Annotated in this window: 13 protein-coding genes; 4 read left to right on the top strand and 9 right to left on the bottom strand. The window is 65.8% G+C overall.

Annotation, left to right across the window (positions count from 1 at the left end):
- Positions 1-29: 29 nt before the first annotated feature.
- Positions 30-1,529 carry a phage tail tip lysozyme gene (locus tag BN1555_RS29810; RefSeq protein WP_141662914.1) on the top strand — a complete coding sequence of 500 codons (1,500 nt, stop codon included), beginning with the start codon at positions 30-32 and terminating at the stop codon, positions 1,527-1,529.
- On the opposite strand, the gene BN1555_RS29805 is transcribed toward BN1555_RS29810, so the two are convergent.
- The 5 genes from BN1555_RS29805 to BN1555_RS29785 form a co-directional block, all read right to left on the bottom strand.
- Positions 1,486-2,715: a hypothetical protein gene (locus BN1555_RS29805; protein WP_093802251.1), complete on the bottom strand. Its 1,230-nt coding sequence runs from the start codon at positions 2,713-2,715 to the stop codon at positions 1,486-1,488. The genes BN1555_RS29810 and BN1555_RS29805 overlap by 44 nt on opposite strands.
- Positions 2,716-3,106: 391 nt before the next feature.
- Entirely contained in the window at positions 3,107-3,421 is a 315-nt protein-coding gene (locus BN1555_RS29800) for a VRR-NUC domain-containing protein (RefSeq protein WP_093802250.1), read from the bottom strand.
- Complete coding sequence (locus BN1555_RS29795; protein WP_141662913.1) at positions 3,405-3,743, bottom strand: hypothetical protein; 339 nt, start codon at positions 3,741-3,743, stop codon at positions 3,405-3,407. Before BN1555_RS29795 ends, BN1555_RS29800 begins: the two co-directional genes overlap by 17 nt.
- A 354-nt stretch (positions 3,744-4,097) precedes the next feature.
- Positions 4,098-7,271, bottom strand: a complete 3,174-nt coding sequence (locus BN1555_RS29790; protein ID WP_093802248.1) for a hypothetical protein — start codon at positions 7,269-7,271, stop codon at positions 4,098-4,100.
- A 306-nt stretch (positions 7,272-7,577) separates the two neighbouring features.
- On the bottom strand, positions 7,578-9,398 hold the full coding sequence (locus BN1555_RS29785) for a DNA primase family protein (protein ID WP_255306244.1): 1,821 nt from the start codon (positions 9,396-9,398) through the stop codon (positions 7,578-7,580).
- A 39-nt stretch (positions 9,399-9,437) separates the two neighbouring features.
- On the opposite strand from BN1555_RS29785, the gene BN1555_RS38595 reads away from it, so the two are divergent.
- Positions 9,438-9,689 (top strand): hypothetical protein, encoded by a 252-nt coding sequence (locus BN1555_RS38595; protein ID WP_141662912.1) that lies wholly within the window; start codon positions 9,438-9,440, stop codon positions 9,687-9,689.
- 1,084 nt (positions 9,690-10,773) lie between these two features.
- Here the strand turns inward: BN1555_RS38595 and BN1555_RS29780 are convergent.
- From BN1555_RS29780 to BN1555_RS29770, 3 genes are all read right to left on the bottom strand, one after another.
- Positions 10,774-11,166 (bottom strand): hypothetical protein, encoded by a 393-nt coding sequence (locus BN1555_RS29780; protein WP_093802246.1) that lies wholly within the window; start codon positions 11,164-11,166, stop codon positions 10,774-10,776.
- Positions 11,167-11,347: 181 nt separating this feature from the next.
- Positions 11,348-12,151 carry a CPBP family intramembrane glutamic endopeptidase gene (locus tag BN1555_RS29775; protein WP_093802245.1) on the bottom strand — a complete coding sequence of 268 codons (804 nt, stop codon included), beginning with the start codon at positions 12,149-12,151 and terminating at the stop codon, positions 11,348-11,350.
- A gap of 20 nt (positions 12,152-12,171) precedes the next feature.
- A complete protein-coding gene (locus BN1555_RS29770; RefSeq protein WP_093802244.1) occupies positions 12,172-14,025 on the bottom strand; it encodes a DHH family phosphoesterase in 1,854 nt (617 codons plus the stop codon).
- A gap of 208 nt (positions 14,026-14,233) precedes the next feature.
- On the opposite strand from BN1555_RS29770, the gene BN1555_RS29765 reads away from it, so the two are divergent.
- The gene (locus BN1555_RS29765; RefSeq protein WP_093802243.1) at positions 14,234-14,569 is read left to right on the top strand and encodes a histone-like nucleoid-structuring protein Lsr2; all 336 of its coding nucleotides are present in this window, start codon (positions 14,234-14,236) and stop codon (positions 14,567-14,569) included.
- An 88-nt stretch (positions 14,570-14,657) separates the two neighbouring features.
- Here the strand turns inward: BN1555_RS29765 and BN1555_RS39685 are convergent, their stop codons facing one another.
- Positions 14,658-15,422: a DUF4326 domain-containing protein gene (locus tag BN1555_RS39685; protein ID WP_255306243.1), complete on the bottom strand. Its 765-nt coding sequence runs from the start codon at positions 15,420-15,422 to the stop codon at positions 14,658-14,660.
- A gap of 2,244 nt (positions 15,423-17,666) precedes the next feature.
- Here BN1555_RS39685 and BN1555_RS29755 point away from each other — a divergent pair.
- On the top strand, positions 17,667-18,134 hold the full coding sequence (locus BN1555_RS29755) for a hypothetical protein (protein WP_093802242.1): 468 nt from the start codon (positions 17,667-17,669) through the stop codon (positions 18,132-18,134).
- Positions 18,135-18,186: the final 52 nt, after the last annotated feature.

Genomic DNA, 18,186 nt, shown 5'->3' with positions numbered 1-18,186 from the left:
CCTGACATTGAGACGGAAAGGAAAACAAAATGGCCACCGACAAGCCGAATCGGAGTCCCAAGAAGGGGACGACGAAGGACCAGCTGAGCACGTCGGTGAGTCAGGGGATGCCCCGGCAAGGTCGCGGGACCAAGAGCCTCGGCCCTGAGGAGGGCATCGAGAAGCCTCCCGAGGGCAAGGCCAGCGTGCCCAAGCAGTTCCCGGGGACGGGAGCTGATCCTTCGGACGCCGCGAACGCTGCACCTCATGGACCGGACGCTGTGTCGAAGATGCCGGACGCGGCAAACACCGCAGAGACCGCAGGCAAGGCGGCTGGTGCCGCGAGTGCTGGGTCGAAGATCAAGCAGGGCATGAATGGCGTCGCCGGGAGCATGGCCGGAGGCGCGGCCCAGAAGGCGATCGAGGGAGACGGCAGCAGCGCGACCCGGCGTCACGTCGGGCGTTACGCAGGAGCTGCCGTCTCCGGTGCCGTGGCCGGCGCACAGGCTGGCGGGCTTCCGGGAGCCGCCGTTGGCGCAGCGAAGAACGTCGGCGTCGAGGGAGCCCAGGACGCGGTCAAGGGCGTGTTCAAGGTCACCGGCGGCAGCCCGGACGTCAAGCCGGCTGACCAGCGCGAGCTGGGTGCCGGCGGCACGGGCTACGAGCGCGGTGCGTCGAAAGATGACGAGGGCCTGGGCTCGAAGGCGGCCAAGGGCGTCGCCGTCGGCGGTGGCGCGGCTGCTGCTCCGCCGGCCATGGGCGTGGTCATGGCCATGGCCTTGCTGAACTGGTTGAAGTCCATGTTCTTCGCCGCCATGGCGATGGCCGTCAACGCAGGGAAGCTGCTGTGGACGCTCATCGTCAACATCGCCAAGGCGGTGGGTCATGCGATCGCTGCGCCGTTCATGGCGATCGGCAGCTTTATAGCCAAGGGGGCGGGCGCGGTCCTGGGCGTCACCGTCACGGCGACGATGACCCCTGTAGCGGCAGCGATGTCGGGTGCGGTCGCGGTGACTGCCACCGTGGCCCTGCTGGGCACGGTCTTGACCGGCGTCCTCAACTCGACGGGGCTGACCGAGGGCAGCATCAACGCGAACGGGACGGCGTGCGTCGTCAACGCGGGTAGCGTCGGCAACGGTTCCGGGGCCGCCGTCCTGGCGGGCGTGGAGAAGAACGCCAAGGAGATCTACTCGGTGCTCAGCAGCTGGGGGATGCCGAAGGAGAACATCGCGGGCATCCTCGGCAACTGGTCGCAGGAGTCCGGGATCGACCCGACGAGCGTGCAGAACTTCCCCACGGGGACGTATGCCATGACCGCCGGGAAGGCCAGCGCCGCACAGAACACGGACAACGGCATCGGTCTCGGGCAGTGGACGTTCGGCCGCAACACGTTGCTGCGCCAGTACGCGAAGAGCAAGGGCGTCGACTGGTTCACGATCAAGGCCCAGCTGGCCTTCATGGTCGACGGGGACAATCCGGGCGATGTCACGGTCTTCAAGGACATGCTCAAGACGTCGCAGGGCTCGCCGCGTGCAGCGGCTCCATGGTGAGGCGGACCCACGGCAGCGCCCGGTGGAGTTCAATGGCCAGCGCCCCGCAGCGCACGCTGTTCCGCAGATCATCGTGGTGCAGCGGCCGGTCGTGTCCCGGGTGGCGGCGGCCGGTGTCCTCAAGAGCGGTGGCCAGCGCGGTGAGGAAGGGACGCGGAGTGATCGTGCCCAGCGCGTCCTGGAGGCGGTTGGGCAGGAAGCTGTAGGTGTAGCCATTGCGTGCGTTGGTGCCCATGAACCGGCCGGCGAGGGCGGTGAAGAACTCCTCCTGGATCCTCGGGACGCCGTTCAGCCCGGACGGGGCGAGGAACCGGCCGTCCTGGCTCTGCTCCCAGGTGGGCCAGGCCGCGCGGAAGGCGGCGGCCTCCGCGCTGTCGTGGTTGCCCAGGAGGTGGATGAACAGGCCGTACAGCTCGGTCCTGCCGGTACGGCCGAGGTAGTCGGACCGGCCCCAGGAAAGGTCGGCTGCCCGGCCGGTCAGGAAGCCGCGGTCCGGGCGCGGGACCCCGGTCAGAGCTCCGTCCAGCATGTCGGGGCGGATGAACACCTTCGTGCGCAGCCGGGTGGTACGGCGCGAGAGGGTGACGGCGAGGTTGAGCATGCCGGAGGCCAGGTGCTCGGCCAGCATCCGGTCGGGGTGGAGCTGGTCCAGGGCGTCGAACAGAACGAGCCGGACGGTGTCGGTGATCCGCGCGGTGGCTTCGAACTCGGCCAAGGACCGCTCGGTGGCCCCGGGGTTGCGGGTCAGCCAGTCGACGCGCTCGGTCCAGGTGGTGAGGGCGGCGAGGTCCGGCACGCCGAGCGCGGTCAGCGCGACGGCACTCCACAGGACGGTCGGCTGCACCCCCCACCCCGTGAGGGCGCGCAGCTCCCCTGCGGTCGGCTGACCGGCGTCAGGCTGTGTCCCGAAGGCGGTAATCGCCTCCGTCCGCTCCAGTCTGGGCATACGGTACTCCCGCGCGGCGATGGTGCGCAGCTGCGGGTCCGTCAAGGCCCTGGCCCAGAAGGTTTTGCCCTCGCCCGGCCGTCCGCGTACGACAGTGCTCTCCAGATACAGAGCCGGACGGTGGACGTCGGGGGTGTACATCAGCGAGGCCGGGAGGGTGAGGGCGTCGGAGGCGAGCGCTGCCGAGAGCGCGTCGTGCAGCAGTGTCCGGAGTTCTACGATCGGGAGGGTGAGGGACATCGGGGCCTTCCAAGGTTGGGTTTCGTGGCGTCGGTCTCCTGCAGAAGGCGGCGAGGTATCTAGCCGGGGAACCGCTGACAGTGCGTCGCCGACCTCAGAGCAACTGCGGCGTGATGTGGCCATGCAGCATCCTCGGAGTCAGCCGGTCGAACTTCCGCTTCTGGCGTCGGACGGCCTCGGACCGGGCCGCCCGTCAGGCCGGTTACGGGCGTTGCACCGGGACTCGGACGGCACTCATGGAGCCCTGAGGATCATCGCCGAGCCCTGCGGCCGATGACCAGCACGACGGTGGCATGCATCTCATCGACCTTGAGAACGCGCAAACTGGCGTAGCTGGACCATCAACCAGGTCTCGCATCGAGCCGGTCGGAACCGGCCGGCCGCCGCTGGTTCACGATGCTGTCAGCTGCTGGCCGGATGGGGACTGGAGGAGATGGGCAATGAACGCGTCGACGCCCGGCTTGTCGTCGACAACGTGGACCTCGGCCCCGTGGCGGCGCAGCTTGGCGTGCGTACGCTGTTGCAGCTTCCGCAGCCGGCCACCAGGGCGCTTGACCTCGACGAACACAATGCGGCCCCGGGCAACGATGATCCGGTCGGGCACTCCCCCGCGAGCCGGCGAGACGAACTTCCAACACAGGAAGCCGTGTGCCCGACACTGGGCAAGGAGGTAGTCCTCGATGACACGCTCACTCGGGGACGTCATCGGCTCTCATCTTCTCGCCCGAAGAGGCCGTCAGGGCACCGTATTTCAGCTCACCGGGCTCGACGAGCCGGAAGCCCGTGGAGTGCCTGTGCATTCGGGAGACGCTGAGGGTGGAGTGCTTCGTGCCGTAGTGATCCCGGACTTGGGCCTCCCCGTCCGCAACGGACTCGATGACGGCGTGGCGGTTGCTCTGCTGGGTGTCGAGGTCCTCCCAGATCTGCCCCCGGCGGACCAGGATGCCCTCGCAGGTCGTGTTCTTCTCCTGCTGGGCCTGGGCGTCGTCGTCCTGGGCGGGGATGTCGGTCGGCACGGCATCGGACACGAGCTCGTACTTCTTCAGGAATGAGCCGAACTCGGTGATCGTCCGACGCTGCGCTCGATGATGGACCGAGCGCCGGAACTGGACGGGTGAATCTACGTAAATGACCTTGGTCAGGACCCCGTCACTTTTGCGCCGCCAGCGCTGACCGGGCTGGACTGATTCGGTCGCGGCACTCACAACTCGTCGCCCCCCTCAATGGTGTGGATGGGAAGTGTGGTCTGGAACATGACGTCTCTCGCTTCTCTTGCCATGGCGAGCCAGACTCGCCTTCATCTCAAATTCAACTCGGGCACCGAGCAGCGTCGTGTCGACACGGCCCGGCACCCTGCGGTCCGGTGGCGGTGCAGGTGTTGATCAGATGGCGTTCTTCCAGTTCTTGCTGAACGTCTCGTCGAGCATCCGGGTGTAGACGTCAAGATCGAGCGCCCCGATGAGCTGCTCGATCCGGGCGGCCGGCAGCGCGCGGAGGTCGTCGTTGACGACGACCACCGACCAGCACGGATCGATGCCGTTGATCCGGCGGATCACGACGTCCTGGTCATCAGGCAGCAGCGTGAGGCCGTCGGAGGTGCTGGCCTCACTGCGGTTCTTCGCCCACCCGTGGTGGCGCAGGATCTCCAGCGCGATCGGGTCACGTCGCACGCCGGCGCTCCCGGACTCTCGACGCTTGCTCTGGCTGGCCGGGTTCACCTTCCATGCGCCGGCGTTGTGCAGGCTCACGGCACCATCTGTGCCGTCGTGGACGATGAAGATCCGGTTGACCATTTGCAGGGCCCGCGGGTTCACCAGCTGCGCATCGACGTCCTCGTTGTCGTCACGGTCGGGCCCGGCGCCGACCGGGTCGGCGGCGAACGGGTAGGTGACTGATCCACGCGAGGCGGCGAGGACGTTCTGAAACAGCAGCAGTGTCCGCACGGGATCGGCCGGGTCGATCGCCTCCTCGATCATCTTCCGGCCCAGTACGGGATCGAACGGCTCGGCGAGAGCCTCCTCTCCCCTGCTGGCGACAGTCTGCAGGTAGCGGGCCAGGGCGAAGTCGATCACGGCCGGGTGAGCCAGCGACTTCGTCGGGGTAGGACCCGCGTGGCAGGCCAGTGTCCCGCCGGAGGCGGTGATGATCGGGCTGTCGGCGACGTTCCGGTTCTCACTGGGCGGCTCCAGCTCGAGCCGGTTGTTCGAGTCCTTGCTGATGAGGAACATCAGCTCCGGTTCGATGTCGATGCCGATGGCGGCCTGCTGCTCGGCGAGCACCCGGTTGTTGGTGGTCTCATCGAAGCCGTTCTTGCCGCCGACGACGGAGTAGAGGCCGTCGGTGTTCGTCGAGATGATCCGCGCGCCGGCCAGCGTCTGGGCCTGCCCGATCCGCCAGCTGAACAGCTGGCCGATGATCCGCATCGAGATGGTGCGGTTGTTCATCCTGATCGGGGTCCGGTGCGCGGCGTCAGCAGCTCCAGAGGCCGAGTTGAGGATCAGCTTCGTGCCGTTGCGCAAGGTCGTGAGTCGGGCCTTCTCCTCGGCGGAGAGCCCCGGCTTCTTCATCTCGAAGCCCAGGCGCTCCTTCTCGAAGAAGATCGTCGTGTAGCGGTCCGCGCCCAGCTCGGGGTTGTAGAACGCCCTCATGTTGCGCAGCAGGTTCGGGTAGTAGCTCGTGAAGTCCTCGTGGATGACGAGGCCGGCCGAGGTCCGTGCGAATTTCGGGTGCAGCTTGGTGGATTTGTCGGCCTTCGCAGTGAACAGCGTGGGGGCCTTCTTCGCCGGCTCATCGCGATAGACGGCCCTGACCGCCGAGGTGATGGCCAGGACTATCTTGCCGTCGAGTACGGTCCCGTCGGCCAGGCGCACGTGCATCGCCTCGGTGTCCGGGCGCTGAGTGTCCAGCAGCTGGGCCGGATCCGGCACTTGGGCCTGCGCACGCGCGAGCTGCTCGGCCTGGTCCTGGTCGTCCTTCTTCGGCTTGCGGTACTTCACCTTTTTCGGGTCCGAGCCCAGCAGTACGAGCCGCTTGTCGACGGCCGTGCCGTCGGGCAGCGCGAGCAGGTTGTGCTGGCGCTTGGCCTCGGCGACGAAGTCCTTCGCGTCCGGGTAGAAGAGCTTGGCGAGGCCGATCATGGCTGCCTGTTCTCGGTGCTCGAAGGAGTCGGCGTCGAAGGCTGTCATGTCTGCCTCGGCTCCGTGGATGCCGCCTGTGCTGAACGTGGCGAAGCACGACGACGGAGAGGCGTCACGGTGGAAGTAGGGCACGTTGTTCGGTGTCCTCGGCAGCTCGCGCAAGGACTTGGCCGGGAGGTCGAACAGGTCGCGGTACTCCTCGGAGTCGTTGAAGTTCTGTCCCTCGATCGAGCGGTAGTAATTGACGACCTGCATGAACTGGCGGTGTGCCTTTGCCTGTGCCGGCGTCGCGGCTGGGTCCTTGGCAGGGTCGGGGGCCACGTTGTCCTCGAAGAAGCGCACGCACTCGTCGAGCACGTTGACCTGGGAGATGCCCTGCTCCTCGGCCACCTCCTTGGCCGGATAGAGGAACGACACGGCCTCGATGTCGTTCAGCGAGGTGTACGGCGCGAGGATGCGGCCGACGAACTTCGCCGAGGACGAGTCGATGGCCAGGCGGTCCCGGCGCACCGAGCCGTTCTTGGCGTAGACGGTCTCGGAGTACTGCGCCAGCAGACCGGCCTTGAGGTCGAAGTTGCTGGCGTAGGTCGGGTGCTGGAAGAGCTGGGCCAGGCCCAGGCAGTCGGAGACGTTGTAGGCCAACAGCTCATAGAGATCCTCGATCGCGGCGATCGAGGTGTCGTGGCTGAGCTTTTCGGACTCCTTGATCTGGCGGCCGAGCATCCCGAGCAGGCGCTTGAGGCTCACCTTGGTCTGCAGCTCGTTGAGACGGGCGACGTCCAGGTGCCGGCCCGAGTGCATCATGGCGCGGCGGATCTTGGCGGCCGGGCCGTCCCAGCCGAGGTAGCCGGGCATGTACTCGATGTGCTCGTTGAACAGCTTGTCGTTGTGCTCGCGCATCTCGCGCGCGGTGGTCGGTTGAACAAGACGGTCGGAGTGCGGAGCCGGAAAGGTCTCCATCAGGTACAGCGCGAGCATGGTCATGTCGTAGTTCAGCGAGTTGTACCCGGCCAGGAACGGGTGTTTCAGCGGGTCGTACTCGGGATCCGTGTCGCAGACCGGGCGCAGGCTCGCCGGATAGGACGAGACCTCGCTGCGGTCGTTGACCTGGTCCGCGTTCGAGAGACCCATCAGCTCGGCGAGGCGGAGGTTGCCCCGCTCGCCGCGCAGGTTCCACAGCTGGACGCTCACCGCGGGCAGGCCCGGGTTGGAGCGCACCACGACTTCATAGAGCGCCTGCGGGTCCACGGCGTCGGAGAGCTGCTGGTTGTCGGCGAGGAAGAAGATCTCTAGGTCGTCGACGGCTCTGCCGGGCTGCGGGGTATAGGCGCACAGGGTGAAGACGTCCGACAACGACTCGATGTCGTAGAAGGTGAAGCGCGCCTTCGAGGCCGTGACGGGTGTTCGCTGTGTGGTCATGGTGGGGATCTCCTTTCGTCGGTCCGACCATCACGGCCGGTGTCTGGGGAGGAGGCGCGCGCGGCCTCAGAGGGAGTCGTGAGGAGAGCGCCGGCGCGGGGTATCCATGCGCCGGGACGCCTCACTCATGAGCCGGGCCTTCTCCACGGGGTCCGTCGTGATCTGCGAGCGGACGGTGAGGTTGGTGATCCGCTGCTCGCACGCACGTCGGGCATCGCCGTGATCAGGCGGCCCTGGCCGCAGGCGAGTTCGAGTACGGCCTGGGTGAGTCCGCCGAGTGCGCCAGCAGTTTTAGCCATGGGCGCATCAGTTCTGTTCGTCAGTGGTGTCGTCGGTCAGGGCGGATGCGCCCGCCTGCCGGAGCAGCCCGCGATAGTTGGCCTGCAGCATCGGCTGGGATTTCTTCTTCGGGTCGCTGCCGGTGTAGCTCGGGTGCATCCACTTCTTCAGCTCGTACTCGGCGATGAGCACCTCGGGGGTGTGCATCATCTGGCCGGGTCGGACCTTGCGGTTCTTGTCCGGGCAGTGCCACAGGGCATCCGGCCGGACGATCGCCACGAGGTCAGTGATGAACTGCTTGTTGCTCACCGGCGAGCCCGACGGCGAGACGTCGGCGAACCAGGCCTTGTACAGGTCATAGAGGAACGTGAACGGTGCCAGGTCCCAGACCAGCCGCCCGCGGAACTCTTCCCAGAAGGCGCGCACGGGGTCGTTGACCTCCTTGTACTCGGCCAGGACTTCCTTAGTGGCCACCGGCTCTGAGAGCTGGTAGTAGTCACCCGGAGATGACGCGCCGGCACGGTTGATCGCGTACCAGAAGACGTACTCCAGAACCTCATGGCGCTGGAGGTAGTCGTCCTTGATGTACTTCTTCTCGGCTCCGGTGAAGCTCTTGGTGAAGGGCACGAAGAGCTGCCGGCGGTAGAACGACTCGGACTTGTCCTTCACGCGCGGGAACTCGTTCAGGCACTGGACCATGAAGCCGAAGAACTGGTAGGCGATCGGCATCCGGTACTTGCGGTTGATCTGGATGACGTCGTTGGTCACGATCGCCTTCAGATTGGCCGCCTTGTCGATGAAGGTGCCGACATCGTTCTCGTCGACGATGATCGCGTTGGCGCGCACCAGCGGTTCGAGCGCGAAGTCCTTGCCGAAGTCCGAGAGCGGAATTGAGGTGTGCGCGCCGCTGCCGACGAGGTTGCGCATGAGCGCGCAGAGCGTGCCCTTACCGTTGTTGCCCTGCTCGGAGTAGAACCAGGCGGTCTTGCCCCAGCGCACGTGCGGCCGGATGATCGCGCCGATGATCTCCCAGATCAGGTCGGCGAGGCCCTCGTCACCGGGCTGGTCGAAGAGCTCTTCGATCCAGGCGACAACTTCCCAATCTCCGTCTTCAGGGTGCGTGATGACCTGCTGCGGGGCGTCGTCCACGTAGTCGACGTCGTTCTTGGTCAGCAGCACGATGGCGGGGTCGAAGGGGTGGACCTGCTTGGGCTCGAAGTGGAAGTCCTTGCCGAAGATCGTGACGTCCAGCGGCTCGGCACCGTAGAAGACGATGCCGTTGCGCGCGGCGATGAAGTCGCGGTTCGTGCTCTGGTGCCGGCGCGGGCTGTCCTCGCGCAAAACGGCCAGGACCTCGGCGAACTCCTTGAGGGTCAGCTGAGTGTTGTACATGCGCGCCGTGGTGCGGATGTCGTCCTCGCTGGTGGTGTACGTCCCGCGCGCGCGGCCCGCGGCCTGGTACATCGCCAGCAGGTCGTACTCGCGGTCGGTGTCCTTGGCGTTGGGCGCGATCCGGATGACGTGGTGCAGACGCAGGAGGATCTGCGCGACCTGCCAGTACGTCAGATATCTCGGCAGGGAGTACTTCTCGGCGGCCACGGCCGCCTTGAAATTCTCGGCCTTGACGACGCCTCCCACGATCGCCAGCAGCTCCTTCTCCAGCACGCGAGACGTCGGAGGATCGGCCGGGTCGATCTGGTCGAGGTAGGCGGCGGTGACGTAGGTGACGATCTCGTTCTGCGGAGCCATGTCGTCGCGGTTCGAGAAGTACCCCATGACGCTGGCCAGGACGTCGGCGACGGGATTGGTGCGCGGTCCGGCGTTGGAACCGGCGGCAGGTACGGACATGAGGGCATCAGGAGGCGTCATGTTACTGCTTTCTCGATCATGATCGAGTTCCTGCCGGCGATGCGTGGGAAGCCGATTGGACTCGTAATCGAATGGAACGCGATCTTGACCCTACGCCATCCGAGTGCTCTTTTGCAACGATTGAACTACCAGCAAATAAGAGAGTCGACTGATGCACTGGATGGCAACCAATGGAAGATCGAAAGGGCCACGACAGGGACTGAAGAGGGCGCGCGCGACGGCCACGGCCACGGCCATGCCACACGCATCGCGAGCCTGAGTGGGACGTGAGAACCAGCGACTCCGTCGGGCACATGCTCCACGGAGTCGCCGGCTTCTCGTGCTCGACCACCCACCCGCGGGCGGCGTGAGCCGCCCGGCCCCTGGTCGAGGTCCGGAGGAGTTCTTCTGACCGGTCGAGCCAGCTGCCACCAGAGCATCCACTGGACGCTCTCCAGGAGGATCCCGAGAGCCGCATACCCGCATACCCGCATACCCCCCTGAGGCAACCGAGCGTGTACCACTTGACGTGGTACAACTGTTTTCCCAGGTCAGGGCGCGAATTCCGGGAGTTCAAGAGCAAGCTGTACCACGTGGCATTTTCTACGTGGTACAGGTGTTTGCCCAGGTCAGGAGGCGTTTACATACCCCCCGTACCACTTGTACCAGGAAATAGAGACTAGATACATGCGCAGGGGGGATAAAAGAGCAGACTGGCGAGCTGGGGCTGAAGCCGCCTGGACCGCTCCCGAACGCGCCCTATGTAAACGGTCAAAAAGACGTGGTACTCGTGGCACATGGGCGGGAAACACTGGCTGACCAGGCGAAACGTCGTACCACGTCAGCGATCTCACGTGGTACACCCGATGCGGGAAAGAGCCTCGCGGTACAGGTGTTTGCCCAGTTCAGACGCGGTTTCAGGGGTGTACCACGTCTCGTGGTACATCTGGCAGCTCGATGCGCCCATCCCCCTGGCGACCAAGTCGAAACGGACTTCCACGCCGATCCGCCGTCCGGCTCCCAGGCGGCGCGGCCGAGCCTCAACGGGGCTGGAAGCCGCATGAAACATCCTCGGCGTCCTGAGGCTCGCAGAAGGCTCCTGACGCGTCCTCCGAGCACGAGTCAGAACTCCGTCCGAGTCGTTCGCCCATGAGACTCCACTGGAAGCGAGAGGGCATTTGACTGACATTCGCTGCTCATTGCGAGTGATACACGACAGCTGCTATCGTTGACGCCAGGTGATCGATGTTGCACTGGAACGTGGAAACAGAGAGGCCGGAGAGCATCCCCGTGGGAAGGGAGCTCTCCGGCCTCTTTGCATGTGCTGATGAGTGCAAGACTTGGATGGCGCGAATCACCCAGGGGTGATCAGCCTTCAGCCTCGCTGGTATCCCGCATTGGGGGACTCGGGACTGCGGCTACGGGATCGCTCGTCGGACTCGACGACGTAGAGGATCTCGTAGGAAATCGTAGTGTTGAGGTTGAGCCGGTTCTTGCTCTGGCTCTTCTCCCTCGTGATTTCGCGGAAACCGCGAACGGATTCAGCGCGATCGAAGAACCGGCGCAGCCTTGAGTTCACGCGCTCACAGGCCTGTTCGGCCGTGACGCCCATGTCAGAGACGACGAAGACATGGGTGTGACCGCGATCGAAGGTGGGCTTCTCACCAGTGTCGAGGTCCAGACGGATCTTCGCACGGCTGATGTCGAGCGCGTCGGGACGGACGAGCTTTCCTTGTGAGTCGTACGTGCAGGTGCTGACGATAGCCATGATGAGATCCTCTCCTCCCCTGATGAGTATGACTGAATAGTTACCTTCAGTCACACCCCCGGTGACCGGATCACCCCGGTCACCACGAGCATGCCCTCCGCACGAGGGACCAGCGGCTGAAAGGCCGCCAGGTCCCGCAGGGAGGGCACCATCGTTTTTCAGAAGAGGCTGAGTACCTCGCTCACTGCATCGCGGACTCGCCTCCCGCGCCCTGGACTGCGACTGGCGCAGTCCCGCCGGCGACCCGCCGGTAGAGCCCCAAGGCACAACCAGCGAAGGCCAGGCACAGGAACACCGCGGAGACGGGGTTCGCCAGAGCGCCGAGCGCCTGTGCCGGGACAAGGGCGGCAGCGAGGTTGAAGCCCAGGTGCAGGAGCACGCAGGGCCACAGCACGCGCGTGCGTTCGTAGACCAGGGCCAGGAGCACCCCCAGTGGCAGGGTCGAGGCGAACTGCACGGCGTTGCCGTGCAGCAGGCCGAACACCACGGTGGTGACCAGCGTGGAGGCGAGGATGCCCACCCGCTTGCGCAGCAACGGGTAGATCAGCCCTCGGAACAGGGCCTCCTCCCCGGCGGGAGCCGCGACCAGGGTGAGCAACAGGGTCGCCACAGCCCCGGCCGCGCGCCTGGTCTGGTTCGACGCGTCGAAGCCGGCGGACCCGGCCGTGACGTAGATCCACAAGGCCAGCGACTGGCCGGCGAGGAAGGCCAGGACCGCGCAGCCGAGAACGGTCCACCCGAAGCGTGGGATCTCCGGCCTCGGCTGCGGGGCCAGCGCATGCGCGAGCCACCGGGGCCGCTGGATCCTCACCGAACCGACCAGGACGACGACGATCATGCCCAGGACGGCGGTCGCGACGATCGGCTCTCCGATGAGTAGGACTGCGAAGGCGCCGAGGCCGAGGTAGACCGCGACGGCGGCGAACGACACGAGGACGCACCACCCGATGCCGAGCAGACGCGAGGTGATCGGTGAAGTCGTCAAGGTCTCCTCCTCTACGGGTCTCAAGCAGCCGTGGCGATCTGCTCGTTGATGACGGCCTGGACGCGGGTGTCACCGCGGAAGGTGTTCAGCTGCAGCGTCGCCGTGAAGCGCAGCGTCCCGAGCTCGGTGCGGCTGGCGCGCTGCACGAAGCCCCGGAGCACGTCGAACTTCTCCTCGGCGACGTTCCACCACAGGCAGGACAGGCCGGACCGGGTGACCAGACGCAGGTGCTGCGATTCGGACCCGATCCGGTCCACACGCAGCCCCAGGGGCTCGATCGCGATCTCGAAGACCGGCGCGGTGAAGCCGTGCCCGAAGGGCTTGAGCCGCTCGGTCCGACGCACCAGCTCGAACAACGGCTGCAGGTCCTCGAGGCTGGCGTCGCAGTCGGCATCCGGGCCGAGTACCAGATCACCGCTTGGTCCGTCGGTGCTGACGGCGAGCAGGGCGACCTGGGTGGCCTCCTGCAGCACAGCGACGAGGTCACCGAGCTTCTCGACCTTCGCGACGCGAACGCCGCAGGCCTGCTGGTGCCCGATGGCGCTGAGACCGTCGTGCGGCTCCAGGCTGGTGATGATGTCGAACCACTCCGGCGCACGACCGGAACCGCTGACGAAATCGTCGGGGCCGGCGGGCCGGTTGACGACGACGACCGGGTGGCCGTTGAGCTCCATCATCCGGTTGGCCAGCAGCCCGTACATGCCCGGGTAGGCGTCCGAGAAGTACACCCACGGGGCCAACGGCTGGTCCCCGGTGGCGAGTTCTTCCATGTGCTCGATGACCAGCTGCTTGCGCAGCTCGTTGCTCTCGATCACCTGGTGGGCGACCTTGAGCTTGACGTCAGCACCGGCGGCCGTGAACACCGCGAAGCACGGCTCAAGCGAGGTCCCCGTGCGGCGCGGGCTGTTCATCGCCGGGGCGAGGTAGAAGCCGAAGAAGCCCTCGTCGAGGTCGTCGATGTCTCGGATCTTGCCGATCTGCGCGAAGGCCTTGAGCACGATCGCGAAGCCCTCGAAGGCCCGGAGGAAGACCGGGTGATGCGGCTCGGTGCGCAGCAGCTGCATCAGGATCGACTGCTCGACGTCGATGGCATCCGGGTCAGCGTCGAACCCACCCCAGGGATTGGGGATCGTCTCCGGCGCGGCGACGCGCAGCAGACGGGCGATCGAGATCGCATCACGCACCAGCTGACGGTTCTCGTACAGCACGGGCATGACGTCGGAAACGGTGCCCAGGCCGGCGAACAGGCGCAGCAGGTGGATCTCCCAGAGCTTCTCGGGCCGGTGCACGCGGGTGTACGCCTCGATCACCTGGTAGAGCACGTGCGCACCACAGATCCCTGTGTGGGCGTAGGTCTCGTCGATCCGGCACGGGTCGACGGTGATGTCCGCGGTCGAGCCCGGCGCGAGCTCCTCGTGGTGATCGGTCACCAGCGTCGTCCAGCCCAGGGCACGCGCGGCGGCGATACCGCGGTGGGAGTTCACTCCCCCGTCGCAGGTGAGCAGGACCCGCGTGTCGGGCCATTTCGTGTGGATCTCGGCGATGTCCTCGGGCGCGAGCTCGTGACCGCGGCGGTAGTCGGGCAAGTGCAGCTCGACGTCGAAGCCGAGCTCGGACAGGCCGGAGTAGCCGAGGACGCCGGAGGAGATGCCGTCCATGTCGAAGTCGGGGGCGATGGTGATCTTCTTGCCCGTGGTCTGGGCGTCATGAAGGGCCTCGACCATCTCGGCCAGGTCCAGGAGCTCGTCGTGTTCGGTGGACTCGATCTCCTTCAGGTACTGATCCGACCACCCCCTGCGCTGGCACAGCAGCTCGAAGAGGTCGGTGTCCTCGTCGGTGAGCGAATGGTCGTCAACGGTCTGGAGCATGGACATGGTGGGCACCTCTCGAACTGGGTTGTTGGTCGGTGGAGAACGGGGTATGCGACACCCCTGACGCTGCTGTGATTTTAGCAGTGACATTAACTACTCCTGCTTATTTAGCAGTGTTTCCGAGTCTTATTCGGGTTCCAAATGACACACATATCGCGAATGGTCGCGACAGGCTTTCCAAGGTCCTTGCGTATCGGTTACTGTCGCTGGTATGGCCATTCGAAGCATTGTCGAGTCAGATCTCAGTGGTAAGCCGGATGCAGCGACAGCTACGTTCGGCTTGGGTGACACCTGGTACGAGGTCGATCTCACCGCTGAGGAGCAGAAGAAGCTTGAGGAAGCGCTGAAGCCGTACTTGAAGGTCAGTCGGAAAGCCGGGAAGGCGGCGCCCAAGAAGCGAGTCGTGCCCGAGACGACTCCTGAGGAGCGCGACAAGATCCGTGAGTGGGCCAAGAAGGAGGGCTATGAGTTCGCGGAACGGGGACGCATCCCGAAGACGGTCATGAAGGCCTATGACGAGGCGCACGGCATCGATCGGAGCAAGTAGCGCTGAGCCTGGTGTTCGCCTCCCGGCCAACTCCTCCCATCCGTCTTTGAAGGGCCCCGCAGCGTGCTGCAGGGCCCTTCACGCGTCTTCAGAACGGCGGCAGCGACGGATGGATCACGGTGGCCGTCACGATCCCCGCGGCTCGCGCGCGAGACCTGCAGTGGATGGTGCCGTGCGAGAAGTGCCCCGGCGTATGCGGCATGAGCTGCTCCTGGTCTCGCTGCGGGCATCCGGGCTTCCGGCAGAGATCGAGGAAGGCCGTGCACAGCACCTGAGCCCCGGCCTCGCGGAAGACCTGGGCGGCGTCGACCATCCCCTGGTTGCGCTGGAAGCCGGCCCCCTTCCCATGAGCCGACCAGGCGGCTGGGAAGGTGATGATCTCGAAGCCTGCGTCCCGCCACAGCAGCTCGGCCATGGCGTCGGCACCCTTGGGGCAGTGCCCGGAGAAGAGCACCGGCCGGGTGACGTTCTCGGGATCCCAGTCGCGCCAGGCGTCGTTGAACGTCTCACGCATGCTCTTCTCGTCGTTCCAGCTCTGGGAACCGGTGACGAGGACGACGTGCGTGAATGCTTGCTGCGTCGGCTGGTCGGCCTCGGTCTGCTTCTTCAGCACATCACCATGGCAGGACTTGGGCGCGCAGAAGCATCCGAGCGTCCTTCCGCGGAGTTCGGGCAGACGGGCCATCAGCTCGGGCTGCGAGAGCAGATACTCCTCGTACAGCCGGATCACTCGCACCCGATCGGCATCTGTGTGATTGCGGGCCAGCGGGAAGGGGTTGCCCCAGATCGAGCCGCGGCCGATGTAGACGTCGAATGGCTCTCGGTGTTTGTTTACGACACGTGTCAGTTCCATCGTGAGGTCCTTCCATCCGGCTCTGTCAGTGCGGTCCCCATCAAGAACCGGAGCAGGCGTCAGCCTGCTCTGCAATGATTCGGGAAATGATTTCCGCTCGTGACTTACGCGCGAGTCGACGGGCGACTCGGCGCACCGGACGACATCACGCAACCAGCTCGGAGTGCATCTCCACAGCCAGCGTCCTCGACGGTGATGAGGCCGTCGTGGGTCCCCGTGGACGGCGATGATGGCGTGGTCCTCGCGCATGACAGCGGCGACAGGCGCCGCCGAGGCTCGATGTTCGACTGCGCCGATCCGCACCGCACGGGGAGCGCTAGCGAGCCGATCCGGAGGGGCCGCCCTTCTGCCGATGAGTCCGTCGCGCAGCGACGGCGATCCGCTGCCGCTCGGTCGCTCGGCTGCTGCCCACATCTGTGGACAACTGCAGCGGGCCAGTGGCGGGCATTCCTCTCTCAAGCGCAGCGCTGGGCATAGCCGGAGGGAGCGCCAGCGACCGACGGACCGGCGAGCGAAGCGAGCGGTGGAACCCGTCGGCTATGCCGACTAACACGTCCTCGGAGCGCAGCGGAGTGGCCGAGCGAAGCGAGGGTCCGCAGGACACGTGTTATCAGGTTCCCTTATGCCCTTTGCTTCCTTGTCGTCGTCCTCGCTGTTCCACGGCTGGAGCGTTAGCGGAAGCCTGGAACATCAGGGGAAACGGTCCGTACCCTCTTGACCCGTACCCCTCCCCTTCTTCCGCGTAGCGGGGGTACGGGTCTGGCCGTTTCGCCTGGTCATCGCACCTATTGGTTGTACTGCTGTTTTGCCGTCCGTGCTACGGCCGTACCCCCATGCTGATCCGTCCTCGTGAGGCACGAGCGAGGCGGGGGTACGGGTCTGCTCCTGACGGGGCACAGCTCCGGTTCATCACCCTGCTGCCGTCGGCGGCACAGCCCTCGCCGCACAGCGGGTCCGGCCTCTCGCGACGCCGTCGCTCCGGCTGTGGATAACGCTCTGCTCCATCGCTCGCTGCGGACGGCGCAGCCGGCCTCGCACCATCGCGTTGTGCTGGCTGCACCGACGTGGATTCACCTCGCTCCGGTGCTGCCGCGGCAGCGTGCCAGCACTTTATGCACCGCGTCCGAGGCGGGCGTTCTGCACTGTGTCGACGACGCACGTTCCGGCCCCGGGCTGTGCTCCTTTTCGCGCTTGCGCGGCGAGCCCGGGATGTTCCTTCGTGGACGCATCAGAAGAAGAGAGGCCCGACTGCTGCGACCAGCCGCCCATCGCGCACAGCGAGCAGCTCCAGCGTCATCGGGCCGTTGTCGTCTTCCTCCAGGGGCTGCTTCCGCAGCAAATGCCTCTGCTCTTCCTCTACCCCACGGGCCTTTGCTGCGGAAGCAAGTCGTTCCTCGCACGCTCGCTGTGTGCGGGGCCTACTCCCCCTTCTCCCTCTGCTCTCCTCTGCGCGAACATGACGGCCCGATGACGCCCCTGTACCGACCGTCGCACCAGCGCCGTGCCGACGGCTCGTCGACGGCTGCGCTGATCTCGCTCCACCGGCGTTTCATGGCTGCGCTGCTGTGCCCTCCGGCAAGAGGCACAAAGAGGCCTTTCGGCCCCATGAAACAGCAATGAAACAGCGTCTCCCTCGCGTCTCCGAGGTGACTCATCGGGACACGCGGGGGACGCAACTGCGACACACATAAGACGCCGACTGATGCCGTGTACCTCTTGGAGTTCTGCGTACGTCCTCACGGCGTCTCGCGTGCGCCCCGACAGGGCCGCACTGGCGTCGCATACAGAGCCTTCGGAGGACTCACCCGTGCGGGGATGCCGGGTGGCGTCTCCCAGGAGATACGACCGGGACACCACAGGGACGCCGTTCGTACTTCGCTGTGCCTCTTCTGGATCAGTGTCGGTACCGCAAGTGTCTCGCAGGTGTCCCGGGTGAGCACTTGCTGCGTAGCAGGCGGGCTCATAGGCGCATGACGCCGGCGGCTTGCGCGCGGCCGCCCCAGGCAGGGGCACTGCGGTGTCTCGCAGGTGGCCCTGCCAGTACTCGACAGGGACATCAATGGCACCTCACTCGCGTATCGAATGAGACTTGCACAGGACTCGATAGGGACACTAGGGTGGACTCGCACTGATTCGCATTCGAGAGGAAACACGAAGGGCGGTGAGTCCATGTGACAGAGCGAGAAGCATCCGGCGAACGACCGGATGGAGTGCAGGAGCGAGTGACAGGGCGAGGTGAGCGCAATGGCGAATCAGTCGGGTGAACCTCGCAAGGTCCGCTGGACCGTGCCTGCTGCCGACACCTCGGTGATCGAGTGGCTCGATCAGCAGGAGAACATCTCGCAATCGCTACGACTGCTCATTCGGGAGTCCATTCAGCGCGACGGATACGTCGACGTCTACTACAAGCCCGTCGAGCAACTGCCGCGTCGCGGCCGGCCGCCGCTGGAGAGCACCGAGCAGCGCGAGGACGACGAGGCGGTCACCGAGCGCCGTCCGGCCGCCAGGCCGGTTCAGCCGCAGCCCGCAGTCGCCGACGAGGCCGAGGTCGGCACGGATGCCGTCGTCGAGACCGCAGCACCAGCACCGGAAGCCCAGCCCGAGCTGGTTCCCGCACCGGCTGAGACGGCCGAGGATCCCGTCCCTAGCCCAGCGCCCGAGCAGCCGAAGCAGGCATCCATCGACGAAATCATGGCGAGCACTCGGCGCTGAGTGACGCGGTGACTCTCACTTTCCAGGCAGACAACACAGACACCGAGGGACC

It is taken from the genome of Streptomyces sp. Wb2n-11 (assembly GCF_001049855.1).
In the GTDB taxonomy this organism is placed as follows: Bacteria; Actinomycetota; Actinomycetes; order Streptomycetales; family Streptomycetaceae; genus Streptomyces; species Streptomyces altiplanensis.
The sequence above is the reverse complement of the archived record's forward strand: the minus strand, read 5'-3'. Positions and strand labels throughout refer to the sequence as shown.